General features: G+C 67.5%; 17 protein-coding genes. 13 read left to right on the forward strand and 4 right to left on the reverse strand.

The features are described from left to right. Positions 1-106: 106 nt before the first annotated feature. The 10 genes from ACPPVW_RS07365 (at position 107) to ACPPVW_RS07410 (ending at position 10,341) form a co-directional block, all read left to right on the forward strand. Positions 107-1,027, forward strand: coding sequence for an ATP-binding cassette domain-containing protein (locus tag ACPPVW_RS07365; RefSeq protein WP_426625851.1), 921 nt, complete (start codon positions 107-109; stop codon positions 1,025-1,027). Further along, complete coding sequence (locus ACPPVW_RS07370) at positions 1,024-1,896, forward strand: ABC transporter permease (protein WP_426625852.1); 873 nt, start codon at positions 1,024-1,026, stop codon at positions 1,894-1,896. Before ACPPVW_RS07365 ends, ACPPVW_RS07370 begins: the two co-directional genes overlap by 4 nt. Further along, positions 1,893-2,828, forward strand: a complete 936-nt coding sequence (locus ACPPVW_RS07375) for an ACP S-malonyltransferase (protein ID WP_426625853.1) — start codon at positions 1,893-1,895, stop codon at positions 2,826-2,828. The genes ACPPVW_RS07370 and ACPPVW_RS07375 overlap by 4 nt, the downstream gene beginning before the upstream one ends. Then, positions 2,818-3,555, forward strand: coding sequence for a 3-oxoacyl-ACP reductase FabG (fabG, locus tag ACPPVW_RS07380; protein WP_426625854.1), 738 nt, complete (start codon positions 2,818-2,820; stop codon positions 3,553-3,555). Before ACPPVW_RS07375 ends, fabG begins: the two co-directional genes overlap by 11 nt. Before the next feature lie 67 nt (positions 3,556-3,622). Then, complete coding sequence (locus ACPPVW_RS07385; RefSeq protein WP_426625855.1) at positions 3,623-3,904, forward strand: acyl carrier protein; 282 nt, start codon at positions 3,623-3,625, stop codon at positions 3,902-3,904. After that, positions 3,901-4,353, forward strand: coding sequence for a 3-hydroxyacyl-ACP dehydratase FabZ (gene fabZ / locus ACPPVW_RS07390; RefSeq protein WP_426625856.1), 453 nt, complete (start codon positions 3,901-3,903; stop codon positions 4,351-4,353). Before ACPPVW_RS07385 ends, fabZ begins: the two co-directional genes overlap by 4 nt. Positions 4,354-4,357: 4 nt before the next feature. Further along, complete coding sequence (locus ACPPVW_RS07395) at positions 4,358-6,433, forward strand: N-acetyltransferase family protein (RefSeq protein ID WP_426625857.1); 2,076 nt, start codon at positions 4,358-4,360, stop codon at positions 6,431-6,433. Beyond that, entirely contained in the window at positions 6,430-7,419 is a 990-nt protein-coding gene (locus ACPPVW_RS07400; protein ID WP_426625858.1) for an aminomethyl transferase family protein, read from the forward strand. The genes ACPPVW_RS07395 and ACPPVW_RS07400 overlap by 4 nt, the downstream gene beginning before the upstream one ends. Beyond that, on the forward strand, positions 7,416-9,824 hold the full coding sequence (locus tag ACPPVW_RS07405) for a beta-ketoacyl synthase N-terminal-like domain-containing protein (RefSeq protein WP_426625859.1): 2,409 nt from the start codon (positions 7,416-7,418) through the stop codon (positions 9,822-9,824). The genes ACPPVW_RS07400 and ACPPVW_RS07405 overlap by 4 nt, the downstream gene beginning before the upstream one ends. 214 nt (positions 9,825-10,038) lie before the next feature. Continuing rightward, complete coding sequence (locus ACPPVW_RS07410; RefSeq protein WP_426625860.1) at positions 10,039-10,341, forward strand: hypothetical protein; 303 nt, start codon at positions 10,039-10,041, stop codon at positions 10,339-10,341. Between the two features lie 2 nt (positions 10,342-10,343). Here the strand turns inward: ACPPVW_RS07410 and ACPPVW_RS07415 are convergent, their stop codons facing one another. Beyond that, positions 10,344-11,207, reverse strand: a complete 864-nt coding sequence (locus tag ACPPVW_RS07415) for an Fpg/Nei family DNA glycosylase (protein ID WP_426625861.1) — start codon at positions 11,205-11,207, stop codon at positions 10,344-10,346. A 48-nt stretch (positions 11,208-11,255) separates the two neighbouring features. Between ACPPVW_RS07415 and ACPPVW_RS07420 the strand changes: the two genes are divergently transcribed. Further along, positions 11,256-11,687: an NUDIX hydrolase gene (locus tag ACPPVW_RS07420; protein ID WP_426625862.1), complete on the forward strand. Its 432-nt coding sequence runs from the start codon at positions 11,256-11,258 to the stop codon at positions 11,685-11,687. A gap of 32 nt (positions 11,688-11,719) precedes the next feature. On the opposite strand, the gene ACPPVW_RS07425 is transcribed toward ACPPVW_RS07420, so the two are convergent. Both ACPPVW_RS07425 and ACPPVW_RS07430 read right to left on the reverse strand, forming a co-directional pair. Further along, entirely contained in the window at positions 11,720-11,923 is a 204-nt protein-coding gene (locus tag ACPPVW_RS07425) for a PspC domain-containing protein (RefSeq protein ID WP_426625863.1), read from the reverse strand. An 88-nt stretch (positions 11,924-12,011) separates the two neighbouring features. Beyond that, positions 12,012-12,566, reverse strand: coding sequence for a hypothetical protein (locus ACPPVW_RS07430; RefSeq protein WP_426625864.1), 555 nt, complete (start codon positions 12,564-12,566; stop codon positions 12,012-12,014). Positions 12,567-12,690: 124 nt separating this feature from the next. Here ACPPVW_RS07430 and ACPPVW_RS07435 point away from each other — a divergent pair, with 124 nt between their 5' ends. Further along, a complete protein-coding gene (locus ACPPVW_RS07435; RefSeq protein WP_426625865.1) occupies positions 12,691-13,230 on the forward strand; it encodes a peptidylprolyl isomerase in 540 nt (179 codons plus the stop codon). Between the two features lie 44 nt (positions 13,231-13,274). Then, complete coding sequence (locus ACPPVW_RS07440; RefSeq protein ID WP_426625866.1) at positions 13,275-14,132, forward strand: rhomboid family intramembrane serine protease; 858 nt, start codon at positions 13,275-13,277, stop codon at positions 14,130-14,132. A 178-nt stretch (positions 14,133-14,310) separates the two neighbouring features. On the opposite strand, the gene ACPPVW_RS07445 is transcribed toward ACPPVW_RS07440, so the two are convergent. Next, entirely contained in the window at positions 14,311-14,571 is a 261-nt protein-coding gene (locus tag ACPPVW_RS07445) for a cell division protein CrgA (protein WP_208038690.1), read from the reverse strand. Positions 14,572-14,656: the final 85 nt, after the last annotated feature.

The following is a 14,656-nucleotide window of genomic DNA, read 5'->3' on the forward strand; positions in this document are numbered from 1 at the left end:
CGTGAGCGCGCTGAACTGCGCCTGTTAAGTACCCGTACTCCAACCTGTCATTTTGCGTTTCGGACTCGAATATGTAAAACTTTAAGCTCTTTACTTGAATTTCGGAGTGAGCTTGTCCCTGACCGTACACGAACTACGCAAGCAATACCGCGGTTTCACCGCGGTCGATGACCTGTCGTTCTCTGTCGACTCCGGGGCCCTTTTCGCATTCCTCGGAGCCAACGGCGCAGGCAAGTCGACGACCATCGGCTGCATCACCACTGCACTGACACCGACAGCAGGGCGGATTACGGTCGCCGGATACGACGTCGCGACACAGGCAGTGAGCGTCCGACGCTCGATCGGCGCCGTGTTCCAGGCTTCTCTGCTCGACCCTCTACTGACGATCCGCGAGAACGTGGAAAGTCGCGCGCGGCTGTACGGCCTCAGCGGTCGTTGCGCGAAGCGCCGCATCCGCAAGTTGAGCGGGCTCGTCGGGCTGGAGTCGATCCTCGACCGACGCTACGGAACCCTGTCCGGTGGACAAAAGCGTCGGGCCGACATCGCGCGCGCCCTGATCCATTCACCTTCGGTGCTCTTCCTCGATGAGCCGACCGCCGGACTCGATCCGCAGTCGCGCGAACAGATCTGGCACACGATCGAGCAGCTGCGCCGCGACCAGGGGATGACCGTCTTCCTCACCACCCACTACATGGAGGAGACCGAGCGCGCCGATCGGGTGTGCATCATCGATCGCGGCCGCATCGTCGCCGACGGGACTCCGACGGAACTCCGTGCGCGACACAGTTCGAGTGTCCTGACAGTCCGCTCGCATGATCGCTGCGGCCTGCTGGCCGCGTGCTCCCGTAGTGGACTGGCCTTCACCGATCGCGGTGACGAGATCGAGATCCTCACGGATTCGGCCGGTCACGCTCGCGAGCTGCTGGCGCTCCTGGATCCGGACGACTTCGAGTTCCGGCACGGCACGATGGACGACGTCTTCCTCGCCGTGACCGCATCGGGCTCGCGGGAGACGGTGCCAGCATGACGATCCTGACCATTACCCGACGCAATCTCGTCCTGTTCTTCCGCGACAAGTCCGCGGTGTTCTTCTCCCTCCTCTCCGCACTGATCCTCATCGGGTTGTACGCGCTCTTCCTCGGCAACCTGCAGGTGACGGCCCTCGAAGCGAAGTTTTCCGCCGCGACGAGCAGCGAAATCCAGGCCTTCGTCGACACGTGGGTGTTCGCTGGCATCACCTCGATCACGACGCTCACGACCGCGCTCGCCGCTCTGAGCGTCTTCGTCGACGACCGCGCCACCGGACGCTTCTCCGACTTCCTCGTCGCACCCATCCGCCGGTGGCAGCTCACGGTCGGCTATCTCCTCTCGAGCCTCCTCGTGTCGATCACGATGACCACGGCCATCGTTATCGTCGGCCAGGTGTACCTCGGCCTCCACGGCAGCGGAGTCCTCTCGCCGATCGGCGCGATCGAGCTGGCGTCGCGCGTCATCCTCTCGAGTGCGACGTTCGCGGCCCTGGGAACGTTCGCCGTCACGTTCCTGAAGTCGACGGGGTCCTTCGCGGCTCTGTCGACGGTGGTCGGGACCCTCGCCGGCTTCCTCGCGGGCGCGTACATTCCCGCGGGCACGTTGCCGCAGGGGGTCGTCAACGTCATGAACGCCCTGCCCTTCGCGCAGTCGGCGATGCTCATCCGGCAGCCCTACACATCGGCGACGGTGGACAAGCTCGCCGGGACCGGCGCGGAAGCGGACACGTTCCGTGAGTTCTACGGCATCACCACGAACATCGGTGACTTCCAGGTGACGAACGGGATCGCGGTGCTGTGCCTGGTGCTGGTCGTCCTGATCTTCGTGTGCCTGGGCTCGTGGCGACTCTCGAGGAGGATCGCATGATGCCCGATCAGTTGACGGGGCGATTCCTCGCGTTCCCCGGGCAAGGCAGTCAGTCGCCCGGAATGGGACAGGCGTTGGTGAGCCGGTTCCCGGTCGCGGCGGAGGCGTTCGATGAAGCGTCGGAAGCGCTCGACCTCGATTTGCGTGCCCTGCTCTGGAGTTCGTCCGCGAGTCGGCTGACCCGCACCGAGAACGCGCAACCCGCCATCCTGCTCTATTCGCTCGCCGCCCTTCGGGTGTGGCGTGCGGAGTGTGAAGCCTCCGGCGACGGAACCATCGCCCCGATCTGGGCGGCGGGCCACAGCGTCGGAGCCCTTGCAGCGGCCGTCGCGGTCGGCGCGCTCGGCCTCGCCGATGCGATGAGGCTCGCGCGGCGCCGCGGCGAGCTGATGGCCTCGGCGCCGGGAGACGGCGGCATGCTCGCTGTCGCGGTGACGTCTGCCGCCTCCGCACGCACTACGACCGAGCTGGCCGACGAGCTCGGACTCGACGTCGCCTGCTACAACGGCGACCGCCAGCTAGTGCTGTCTGGAGACCTCCAGCTGATCGAGGATGCAAGCCGAATCCTCGGGAGCAAGAGCCTCGTACTGGAGGTCAGCCACGCGTTCCACTCGCGGCTGATGGATCCGATCGTCCCCGAATGGCGTCGGACAGTGGCCGGAGTTCGATTCGCCGATCCCGACGTCCCGTACCTGTCCGCCAGCACGGGGCAGCTGCATCGAACTGCCGACGGCATCGCAAGCGACCTCGCAGACGGGGTCCGCAAGCCCGTGCGGTGGCAAGTCGTGACCGAGCGTGCGCAGAGCGCCGCCGCCGGGCTGATCTTCGGCAACGGCTCCCCGCTCAAGCGGATCTGGCGCCGCACGCAGCTGGGCGACCGCGTGGAGGTCGTCGACGACTCTTTCCGAAAGGACGCACGACGTGCCGCTTGAACACACTGCACTGGTCACTGGCGCCTCGCGCGGTATCGGGCGCGCCTGCGCGCGAGAGCTCGCGGCGGCCGGATGGACCGTGGTGGCCACCTACCGCTCCGGCGCCGACGAGGCCGCCGAGCTGGCCGCGGACATCCGCGCGGCCGGAGGCGAAGCGATCGCACGACGCGCGGACGTCTCCGACGAAGCCGACACACGCGAACTCTTCCGTTGGATCAGGGCAGAGTGCCCGCCGCTCAACGTGGTCGTGGCGAACGCGGGGATCACCCGGGACGCGTTCGCCCCGATGATGTCCCTGCAGACGTGGGATGAAGTGATCGGAGTCAACCTCACCGGAGCCTTCCTCGTGGCTCGCGAGAGCCTCAAGGCGATGCGCAAGTCGGGCGGTTCACTGGTCTTCGTGAGCTCGGTGTCCGGATTGCGGGGACAACCGGGCCAGGCGAACTATTCGGCGAGCAAGGGTGGTCTCAACGCACTCACTCGCACGCTCGCACGGGAGGCCGCGCCCTCTGGTATCCGCGTCAACGCGGTGGCACCCGGCTTCACCGACACCGACATGGTTCGTCAGATCCCTCGCGCCGCCCGTGAGCAGGCCATGGAACACATCCCGCTCGGTCGGCTCGCCGAACCTCGAGAGGTGGCGACCGCCGTCCGCTTCCTGGCGGGGGACGACTCGTCTTACATCACCGGGCAGATCCTTACCGTCGACGGCGGATTGACCGCCTGATCCACCCACTCCACTGAAATCAACACCCGAATCGGCCATGAACCCAATGGCCAGAAATGGAGACCACATGTACGAGGAGATTCTCGAGCGTGCGACGAAACGTCGTGAGATCAACGACAGCCTCACCCGCCTGATCGCAGAGGGGCTCGACCTCCCGATCGCACCCGAGCAGATCGACGACGACCAGCCGCTCTTCGGCCGCGGGCTGGAGCTCGACTCCCTCGACACGCTCGAGATCGTCAGCCTGGTCGAGGAGGAGTTCGGCGTCGCGATCACCGACGAGGACAAGTTCGTCTTCGGGTCGACCAACAGCGTCGCAGACCACATCGAGCGGGAGATCGGCGCGTGAGCACCGACACCGGATCCTTATCAGGCGCGGATGTCGTCAGACTATTGCCACATCGGCATCCCGTGCTGTTGCTCGACGGAGTGTCCGAGCTGATCCCAGGAGAGGCCGGAACCGGCCTCAAGAACATCTCGATCTCCGATCCCGTCTTCGCCGGTCACTTTCCCGGCGAGCCCATCTATCCGGGTGCGCACCTGATCGAAGTGTCGGCGCAGGTCGCCGCGGTCATCCTGAACGCGCTGCCGACGGAGGACGGCGAGCCTCGGATCGGCTATCTCGCGACGGTCAAGCGCTTCGCATTCACCCAGCCGATCCGCCCGGGTGACCAGGTCAGCATCCACGTCGAGAAGAAGACGGTATTCGGCCTTCTCGCCGAGTTCTCGGTGGTCGCCCGTGTGAAGGGCGCGGTCGTCGCGAAGGGCTCGATCGTGATCGCCACCGCCGGTCGGTGACGCGATGGCCATCGAGATCCGCGACTTCGATGCGGCGACCGATGCCGAGCAGGTCGCGCAGCTCTTCAACAGTGTCGGCTACGGACCCATGGAGACCGGCAAGCGGCTCACTCCCGAGTCGCTGATCGCGACGATGGAATCGCGGGAGACCCGGCTCTTCCTCGTCGCCGTGAACGGCGACCGGGTCGTCGGCACATCCGGCTACGCGCGGATGTCCCGACGACGGGTCGCCCCTGAAGGTCAACTCTACGCCGGGATGTTCCTCATCGATCCGAGCATGCGCGCCGGCCTGCTCGCGGGCCGGCTGTTCCTCGAGTCGTTCGAGTGGGCCGTGAGGGCCGGGGTTCGCACATTGCGGGTGGAGGTCGACCCGTCGAACAGACGCGCCCTCCCGATCTACGTTCGGGGCGGCTTCCGTTCGGTCAGCGACGCCGCTCCCGACGAGGCCGGCTTCATCGAGTTGGTGAGCCACCTCCCGGGAGTCACGTCCGACCTGCGATCCGCGTACCCGGAGGACGCTCCCGCGCGTGACGGCTGGCGCGCTATCCGGTCCAGGAGACAGGATTCGACGGCGACCGGCGTCCGTCGCGCCGAAGACGAGGCAGACTGGACGGTCGACTACACCTTCGACGTGCGCGACACGTCCGTCGTCGCGACCGTCGGCGCTCACGACGGGGTCCTCCACCGCGTCACCATCGATGGTGTGACTCAGGCGGGATTCGGCGAGAAGCCGACTCGTCCATCGTTCGACAGTCAGCCACCGCGAGAGCGACGGCTCGGTGAGTTCGTGGTCCGGCTCGATCGGGACGGCCAGCTGACGATCCATCATCCCGGGCACCTCGGGCCGGTGTTCTCCGACCCGTTCCCCGTGCTCGACGGCACACCGGCCGGAGGCTGGCGGCCGGCTGTGACGCGGGTCGTGAACACCGACACCTCCACTGGCTGGCAGACGACGAGCGACGAGCTCACCCGATCTGTCTCATTCGACGACCACGCGCTGGCGATCACCGTGCATGGTCCGTCGGAGCGCACCATCACGGCGTATCCGATCTCGGGCGTCCGCATCGCGGAGGTCTCAGCACTCACCGCGGACGGCAAGGTCGAGCTCGCGCATGCTGTGCTCGGCGAGTGGCCGCCAGACATGCCCGGGTTCGCGCCGGCCGGCGAGCCCACGCCGAAATGGCAGGCGAACGGGCTGCAGGTCGGGTGGGTCGACCGCGAACTCGGGACAGGGTTCCGCATCGTGTGCATCTCAGCCGAGCGAGCCCGGATGGACGGCCAACATGCGGTCGTTCTCCTGGGGTCCGGAGTGATCTCGTACACGGTTGCGCCTCAGGCGGGATTCCCTGCCGTGGAGTCTGCGAACACCGGGTCTCGAACGGACGCCGACGAATCCGGCCACGTTCGCTGGCGGCAGACCACGAGTCGGCAGGAGCCGGACCTCGTCGCCGAGCGCCTGGACGGCAGCGCGAGCATCGTGGTCTCCACGAGCGGTGTCGTGGAGTGGACACGCGCGAGTGACACCATCCTCGAGGCGGCATCGCTCCGCCGTCGCACCTTCGGTCCGTTCGATGAGCTTCCGGCGTCGATCTGGGTGGCCGGCCAGTCCGACCGATCGGTCGGCGGTGGCGCGGGCTGGTCGCTTCAGGATCCGCAGCTGCCGTTCCTGACGGACTTCGACGGCGACCGCGATGGATGGACTCTCGTGCCCAGCGACGAGTTCGACGCGCTCGATGTCGTCGTCCGCGCCACCGCGCACACTGCGCCGGAGGCGGCCGTCTACCTCCGGGCGGGCGACCGCGAGTCACCGGTCGAGATCATGGACTCGGGTCGGGGATGGCGCCGCATCGGCCCCTCGAGGGGGCGATGGCGAACGTGGACCCGCTCGGCACGGCTCGCAGTCGGAAACGGCTGGCTCGAGGTTGCCTCCATCGCGGGCAGGCACCCGGAGATCCTTGTACGCTCCACGTCCGCCGGAGTGCTGCTGACGATGTTCGCCCGCACGCAAACCCCGCATAACCAACCCGTCCGATGGCGCATCAGTCATTCGGAACACACAGACATCAGGAGAGAACAATGAATCACGCCCTCGACTATCACGCGATCCGATCCGAAGCCGGGGTCTACGCCCGCGGCACCCGGATCGTCGAGCTGACCGGCCGCGACCGTCAGCGCCTTCTTGAGCACGTTGTCGCTCGCAGCACCGAGTACTCCCAGCCAGGAACCGTCCTCGACTCGCTCGTCCTGGACGATGACGGGCGCCCGATCGACCTCATCCTGGTGGTGACGGACGAGCATCGAGTCATCCTGCTGTCCGACGAAGCACCGTCGGCGGGTGTCCTCGGCGAGCTGGAGTCCATCGCGTCCGACCTCGGGCTCCAGGACGTCGGCATCACGCATCGACCGGATCTGTCCGCGGTCGCCGTCGAAGGTCCCTTGGCCTGGAAGGTCGTCGGCCCGCTGCTGGACGAGGACGTCGCCGGTCTGCTGCTCGGCGAGTGGCGGACCGCCGCGATTCCCGGTTCCCAGGCGCGCGCGGTGATCGCGCGGACCGGGACGACTGCCGAGTACGGCTACGTGGTCGTCGCCGAGCTGGCGCCTGAGGAACTGGCCTCGTGGATCGGCGGCCTCGCCGAGGCAGTGGGAGGCCGTCTCGTCGACCAGAGCGCGGTCGTGCGTGCGCGGATGGAGGTCGACCACCCGCTCCTCGCCGGCCAGTTCGACGGCATCTCGGTGCGCGAGGCCGGCGCGGGATGGCTGGCCGGCGCTGGGCGATCCGACTCGTACCGAGGCCGGACCGACGACGAGGGCGAGCTGAGCAGACGCCTCACAGCCGTCGTATCGGATGACGACCTCCACCCGGGCGGGGAGGTACGTGCCGGCGATGTCGTCGTGGGCAGGATCCAGGTTGTCGCACCCCGTGCCGGGCAAGCGACCGTGTTCGCACTGGCACTGCTCAATCGCCCGTTCGATGTCCCGGGGCTCGTTCTCGACTGCGGCGCGGAGATTCGAACAGTGGCGCGGCCGGCCGTCGAGCCCCAGTCCTGGGTGACCCCGATCTCATGAGCATGCGCGACGACATCGTCATCACCGGAATCGGGCTGCTGACGGCAGCGGGGCTCACCGTCGAGGAGAACTGGACGAGCATCCGCCACGGACGTGCGGCGTTCGGACGGCCGACCACCGTCAGCGCGCATGGCTTGACCTCCGACCGGGTCGCCGAGCTCCCCGGCGGCGACAAGTGGGTTCCGAGGTCCGCGTACGCTCGTGGTGAACTCGATCGCTGCCACGCGATCGCACTCGACGCGGTCGCTGAGGCACTCGATTCGGCCGGCTTGGCCGTGGACGACGCTCTCGGCGGCTACGCCCCGGAGCGCGTCGCGATCTCGCTCGGGACGTCGCTCGGGGGTTCGAGATCGGGGGAGGCCTTCCACAGGACGTGGCTCGAACGCGGGGTCAGCCGTGCCAACCCCGCAGCACTCCTCCAATACCCGCTCCACAGTGTGGCCGACGTCATCGCCGAGCAGTTCGGAGCGCAAGGTCCGAGGACCGTGCACTCGAACGCGTGCGCTGCGGGAACCGTTTCGATCGCGTACGCGCTCGAGCTCATCGAGAGCGGCGCGGCCGACGCGGCGATCGCCGGCGGCGTCGACCCGATTGCGTACTTCTCGTATGCCGGGTTCTCCTGCCTCGGCGCGCTCGATGCCCGGCAGTGCGCGCCCTACACCAGGAGCTCGGGGCTCAACCTCGGAGAGGGAGCGGGGGTTGTCATCCTCGAGCGGCGTTCAGCGGCGCTCGCCCGCGGTGCGCGACCGCTCAGCATCGTCGGCGGATACGGCTTGGCGCTCGACGCGTACCACCCGACGGCGCCCGATCCGATGGGGCGCGGTTCCATCAGGGCGATGCGCGCAGCTCTCGAAATGGCAGGCGTCGATGTCGAGAGCGTCGATTACATCAACGGCCACGGAACCGGGACGCCGGCCAACGACAGCATGGAGTTCCGCGCGGCCATCGGGCTCAGGGAGGGCACCCCTCCGTCGATGAGCACGACCAAATCGATGGTCGGCCACACGCTGGGGGCGGCGGGAGCGGTCGGCGCCGTCACGTCGGTCCTGGCCATCAGAGACCAGCAACTGCCACCGACGGCGACGCCGGACCCCGACGTTCCGCCGCGGACGGACGTCGACATCGTTCCTGGGTCCGCTCGCGCGGCGCGGGTCAGGACGGTGCTGGAGAACTCGTTCGCCTTCGGCGGGAGCAACGCATCACTTCTCCTGCTGCATCCGGACGACCGGGTGAACACCAATCGCTCCGTGCGGCGTGCCGTCGTCACGGGAGTGTCGGCACTCGCCGGCGACGCGCCCGACACGGCGGCGCTGGAAGCGGCGCTGGCCGCCGGAGAACCTGTCTACGAGTCCGGCCGGGTCGAGTTCGACGGCCACGGGAGCTTCCCGCTCGGCGAGATCCCGGAGGCGCATCTTCGTCGCGGCGTGAATCCGCAACACCTGCGCAAGATGGACGCGCTCGGCCGCCGGGCCGCGGTCGCCGCTGCCGAGTTGCTCGGCGGCCGCGGTCTCAGCACGGCGGAGGCCACGGGCACGGGCTTGATCTTCGCGACGGGCATCGGACCGCTCTCGACCGTGGAGTCGTTCCAACGCGAGCTCATCGAGACCGGAGTCGGCAACAAGCGGCTCTTCCCGAACACTGTGATGAATGCCGCGGCCGGACATGTCGCGCTGCTCAACCGGCTCCAGGGTCCGACCGCGACCATCTGCGCGGGTGCCACGAGCGGGCTCACGGCTCTGCACTTCGCGACTCGCCTCATCGCGAACGGCTCATGCGACCGCGTTATCGTACTGGCGGCCGACGAGGCTCCGGAGGCGCTGGTCGCCGGGCACCTCCGTATTCCCGGCTACCTCAGCGGGACGGCGGTCCGACCCTTCGAGGGATCAGGGACGGTCTTCGGGGGCGCCGCCGTCGCGCTCCTGGTCGAGGCCGAGGAGCTGACCGAGCCGTCCCGCGTCCTCGGCGAGGTGCGCGGATTTGGACTCACCGGAGATCGCAGCGGCCCTGGCCGGATCGACACCAGCGGCGCTGCGTGGGCGCGTTCGTTCGCCTCGGCTCTGGCCGACGCGCGCGTGAGCGCCGAGGAGATCGATGTCGTGGTCTCCGCCGCGAACGGGGTCGCGGCCGTGGACCGCGCCGAACGATCGGCGCTCGAACGGAGCGGGCTCGACGCGGCAGCGCTCTCGGCGCCCAAGAGCGTATTCGGCGAGATCGGATCCTCCGCCGGGCTGCTCGGCGTAGCACAGGCGATCTGGATGAGTCGGCGTAGCGAGATCGCCGAAACGGACTTCGCCCTCATCCGGCCGACGGCGCCCCTGCGCCGACGGCCCCAGACGAGCTTGATCTCGTCGTACGCGACGGGGGCCAGCTATCAGTCGGTCATCTTCTCGGCTCGTCAGTCCTGACCGTCAGGTCGTCGACATCTGGTCGATCGCCGAGCGGGAGGTCCGGCGCGACGCGCTGGGCCGTCCTCTCGGCGGTTCCGGTGCTCGCGCGATCGGCAGGGTCGAGGTCGTCTGCGGCGGCGGCCTCTGTCGTCCGGAGCGAGGGGCCGATGGGCGTTGGACGTGCGTGCGCTGCGCAGCGAGTTGGAGTGTCTCGACGATTCCAGGGCTCACGATGATCGCGCGCTCGAGCACGCGTTGCGGCATCGACGTCGAGACGCGACGATCCCGTGCCGCGGCGTTCCGGCGTGCGTCGAGCTGGTGCGGGACGACGATCGACTCGACAGAGCAATGGACGCAGGCGGAGGCGCTCTGGAAGGCGGGATGCGAGGTCGGAGAGCCGCGGCCGGGCTCCATCGCCCTGCCCGATCAGTGGCGGAACGGCTGGCAACGCAGTTCCGATGACACAGCCTGGATCTACACCTGCGGCGACGCCGAGCCGTGGAGCGTGGCCCTCCTTCGCGCCGGCACCGGCTGACGCTACTTGAGCAGCCGGGAGAGCACCCGATCGGCGAGGGGCTTGCCGCCGGTCTGGCAGGTGGGGCAGTACTGCAGCGTGGAGTCCGCGAAGATCACCTGTCTGATCGTGTCGCCGCAGACCGGGCACGGCTGACCGGTGCGACCGTGGACGCGCATCCCGGACTTCTTCTCGCTCTTCAGCTCGGAGGCCGCCAGGCCCTCCGAGCGGGCGAGCGCCTCGTGCAGCGTCCACTCGAGCGCCTCGTACAGGCGGTCGACCTCCTCGTCTGTCATCGACGCCGGCTTGAACGGTGACATCTTCGCTACGTGGAGGATCTCGTCGGAGTAGGCGTTGCCGATGCCCGCGATCAGACCCTGATTGCGGAGGACTCCTTTGATCTGCGCGCGGCCCTGGCCGGCGAGGATCGCCGCGAACGCGTCACGTGTGAATCCGGGGTCGAGCGGGTCTGGTCCGAGGCGGGCGATGCCGGGGACCTCTGCCGGATCCCGGACGATCGAGATGGCGAGACTCTTCTTCGTTCCCGCCTCGGTGATGTCGAGACCGCTGCCGTCGTCGAGAACGAGTCGTGCGGCGAGCGGACCTTTGGTCGGCCTCCCGGACGGCGGCGGGGGAGCGGCGTCGCGCCAGCGGATCCAGCCCGCCCGGGCGAGATGGATGACGATGTGGAGATCGTCGGCGGCGATGTCGAGGAACTTGCCATGACGCGTCACGTTGGAGATCGTCGTTGCCTTGAGCGCCTCCGGTGGCGGATCGAATGTCTTGAGAGCGGAGAACGCGACGATGGTCAGCCGATCGATGACACGGCCGCTCAGCCGCTCTCCGAGATCGGCGGCGAGGGCGGTGACTTCCGGCAGTTCGGGCACCCTCCCATCCTGCCGCTCTCCACAGACGAGCGGCAGTAGGGTGTCGGAGTGGATATCAGGGTCGCGGCCTACGGCATCATCGTGGACTGGCCGTGCATCCTGCTCGCTCACTGGAACGACAGCGGCCACTCGAGCTGGACTCTTCCAGGCGGGGGGATCGAGGCAGGCGAGGATCCACTGGACGCCGTGGTGCGAGAGATCGCGGAGGAGACGGGCTACGAGGCCCGGGCCGACGAGCTCCTCGGGATCGACTCGAAGATCATCCCCGCTGAGGCCCGGTTCGTCGCCGAAGCCGGGCCGCTTCACGCGCTCCGAATCGTCTACCGCGCCACCGTGACCGGGGGGCGTCTGCGGAACGAACTGGGCGGCACCACCGACGAAGCCGCATGGTTCTCGCTCACCGCCATCCCGAACCGCCGCGTCGACCTGGTGGACGTCGCGTTGAGAATGGCGGGTCTCGAAGAGCTGGCCCGGCCGTAGCGCGCCTGAGTCCCGCTCCCGCCGAGGTCCGGTCAGGCCACGCGCAGTACACCAGGCTTCTCCGCCGGGATGATGATCCACATCGCGATGTAGGCGATGAACTGCGGGCCAGGAAGCAGGCAGGAGAGAAGGAAGAGGACGCGCACGGTCCAGGGCTTCAGACCGAAGCGGTGGGCGAGACCGGCGCACACACCGGCAATGATTGGACCGTCGACCGGTCGCTCGAGGTTGTTCATGTCACCAGCCTCGTTCGCCTGGCGTCACGGCGCCATCGGGGAAACCCCCAATTCGTCCCGGATGTGAGCCTCCGAAAAGAGCAGCGATCTACTCGGCGGCGGCCGTCGGCGGCTCCTCGTCGGCGACCCAGAGCTCGTCGTCGGCGCGGAAGGTCTGCCAGACCGCATAGAGCAGACCGGCGGCCGCAACGATCCCGAGTCCGACGGCGATGACCGTGCCGGCGCCGGGGCCCGACTTCTGTGTCACCTCGGACGCGCGCTTGGTGACCTCCTTGCGCGCCGAGGCGAAATCGCGATTGAAAGCAGCGCTGCGAGCGGCGCGTGCGTGGTCGACCACCGAGAGAGCCGTGCCGACAGCGGTGCCGACTGCGGGTATGACATCGCCCACGAGACGATCGCGTGCGACGCCCGCGTAACGTCCGGCCGACTCCCTGGCCGACTGCGCCACCGGGCGGACGTAGGACTCGTAGCCATCGCGAACCCGCGGGGCGAGTTCTTCGCGGGAGTAGTAGGCAGCCTGCTGGCGGGCTGCTGCGGCCAGGGCGTTCGCGTTCGCGAGCACCTCCTGCTGCTGCCCCCACAGGTTCTGCGCGTCACTCCGCAGACGGTCGAGTTCCCTCTTGCGCTTCTTCGTCAGGCTCATTCTGGACCTCCATTGCGTCGGCTGGGCGAACTGACTCCATCTTGCCACCGAAAGGCCTGAGGATGGCCCGAGAGCATCGGGGCCTTCCCGAAACCCGGTATTGCGCTGTGCAAGAATTGGTGCCATGTCTAAGCACACCGCTGTCGCCACGCTCCACACTAACTACGGAGACATCAAGGTCAACCTCTTCGGCAATCACGCGCCCAAGACGGTCCGTAACTTCGTGGGCCTCGCGACCGGTGAGATCGAGTGGACGCACCCGGCCACGGGCGAGAAGACCAACACCCCGCTGTACGACGGTGTGGTGTTCCACCGCATCATTCCCGGCTTCATGGTCCAGGGCGGCGACCCGCTCGGTCAGGGCATCGGCGGCCCGGGCTACCAGTTCGACGACGAGATCAACCCGGAGCTCGACTTCACTCAGCCGTACATCCTCGCCATGGCCAACGCCGGCGTCCAGGGCGGACGCGGCACGAACGGCTCGCAGTTCTTCATCACGGTCGCACCGACCACGTGGCTGCAGGGCAAGCACACCATCTTCGGCGAGGTGGCCGACGACGCGTCGCGCAAGATCGTCGACAAGCTGGCCGAGCTGCCGACCGACGCGCGCGACCGTCCTCTCGACGACGTCGTGATCGAGTCGGTCGAGATCGAACAGGCCTGAGCCGGCTGGGGCTGGCACAGGGGGAGCGGGCGGAGCGAACACGGATGTCTCAGCCTGTCGATGCGCCGGCGAGCGTCTGCTACCGGCATCCCGATCGCGCGACCTTCGTGCGCTGTCAGCGTTGCGGGAGAGCGATCTGCGGTGAGTGTCAGACTCCCGCGGCCGTCGGTGTGATCTGCCCAGAGTGCATGGCCCAGCAGCGTGCTGCTGCGCCGCGGACACGTTCGCCGTGGATCTCGCGGCTGACCCGCCCCGGCGCCCCCGTCGTGACCTACGGGATCATCGCGCTGTGCGTGGTCGTCTTCATCCTCCAGAACCTGCCGTTCATCGGCACGCAGGTGACGAACTCGCTCCTCTACGCGGGTGTCTATTCGTATCCGTCCGGTTCGCTCTCGCCGCTGCTCGGGTTCGAACCGTGGCGCATGCTGACCTCCGTCTTCTTGCACGCGAACATCCTCCACATCGCGCTCAACATGTACACGCTCTGGATCTTCGGGATGGCGCTTGAGCCGATGCTCGGACGCGCGCGCTACCTGGCGCTGTTCCTGATCAGCGGTTTCGCCGGCTCGCTCGGCGTGCTGCTCATCAGTCCTGCGAACCAGCCGGTGCTCGGAGCCTCGGGTGCCATCTTCGGCATGTTCGGGGCGTTCTTCATCATCCAGCGGCGCCTGGGTGCGAACTCCACGCAGATCCTCGTTCTGGTGGCGATCAACCTCGCCATCGGTTTCATCCCCGGGTTCAACATCGCGTGGCAGGCTCACGTCGGCGGCTTCATCGGCGGCCTGCTGGTCGGGTTGATCTACGTCGAGACCCGAAAGCCCTCGCGGCGGCGTTGGCAAACGCCGCTCGTCGTACTGCTCTGTCTGGTGCTGCTGGCCGTCAGTCTGCTGCACTTCGTCTGACGCGGTTCCGCACTTCCACAGTGCGTGGATAAGTTATCCACACCCTTATTAACACTGGGGATAATTACACCGGTGTAACTCTCCACAGGCTTATTAACACTGGGGAGAAGCCGACTGTCAGTGGCAGGGCTGTCGGGAGAGCTGCTGTGGATAAGTGGGCAGCGCGGTTTGGACGCGCTCAGCGCCAGCGGGTGGTCATGAGGAAGCCGATGAAGGCGATCCCGAACCCGACCAGGATGTTCCAGGCGCCGAGCGCCGGAATCGGGTACTGGTTCTGGCTGACGTAGAAGACGATGATCCAGATAAGCCCGAGCAGCATGAAGCCGAACATCACGGGCTTGAACCAGACGGGGTTCGGAGTGTCCTCGCCTGTTGCGGCCGAGCTGCGCTCGGTACGGGCGGAGCGCTCGAGCTTGGTCTTGGACTTGGTGCGTGCCATAGCACACAAGTGTAGCGGGAGGGATCTGAACGTTCGTGGTGACGACGGCAGGCGGGTTCCCGGGAAACACCCGGCTTTCCTGGTG

The organism is Leifsonia sp. McL0607 (assembly GCF_049993355.1).
In the GTDB taxonomy this organism is placed as follows: domain Bacteria; phylum Actinomycetota; class Actinomycetes; order Actinomycetales; family Microbacteriaceae; genus Leifsonia.

Excerpts from the sequence above, each read along its gene's own strand:
- ACPPVW_RS07435 (WP_426625865.1), top strand. The coding sequence starts at position 12,691 with ATGTCTAAGCACACCGCTGTCGCCACGCTCCACACTAACTACGGAGAC.
- ACPPVW_RS07375 (WP_426625853.1), top strand. The coding sequence starts at position 1,893 with ATGATGCCCGATCAGTTGACGGGGCGATTCCTCGCGTTCCCCGGGCAA.
- ACPPVW_RS07370 (WP_426625852.1), top strand. The coding sequence starts at position 1,024 with ATGACGATCCTGACCATTACCCGACGCAATCTCGTCCTGTTCTTCCGC.
- ACPPVW_RS07385 (WP_426625855.1), top strand. The coding sequence starts at position 3,623 with ATGTACGAGGAGATTCTCGAGCGTGCGACGAAACGTCGTGAGATCAAC.
- ACPPVW_RS07410 (WP_426625860.1), top strand. The coding sequence starts at position 10,039 with ATGATCGCGCGCTCGAGCACGCGTTGCGGCATCGACGTCGAGACGCGA.
- ACPPVW_RS07400 (WP_426625858.1), top strand. The coding sequence starts at position 6,430 with ATGAATCACGCCCTCGACTATCACGCGATCCGATCCGAAGCCGGGGTC.
- ACPPVW_RS07445 (WP_208038690.1), bottom strand. The coding sequence starts at position 14,571 with ATGGCACGCACCAAGTCCAAGACCAAGCTCGAGCGCTCCGCCCGTACC.
- ACPPVW_RS07425 (WP_426625863.1), bottom strand. The coding sequence starts at position 11,923 with ATGAACAACCTCGAGCGACCGGTCGACGGTCCAATCATTGCCGGTGTG.
- ACPPVW_RS07440 (WP_426625866.1), top strand. The coding sequence starts at position 13,275 with ATGTCTCAGCCTGTCGATGCGCCGGCGAGCGTCTGCTACCGGCATCCC.
- ACPPVW_RS07405 (WP_426625859.1), top strand. The coding sequence starts at position 7,416 with ATGAGCATGCGCGACGACATCGTCATCACCGGAATCGGGCTGCTGACG.
- ACPPVW_RS07395 (WP_426625857.1), top strand. The coding sequence starts at position 4,358 with ATGGCCATCGAGATCCGCGACTTCGATGCGGCGACCGATGCCGAGCAG.
- ACPPVW_RS07430 (WP_426625864.1), bottom strand. The coding sequence starts at position 12,566 with ATGAGCCTGACGAAGAAGCGCAAGAGGGAACTCGACCGTCTGCGGAGT.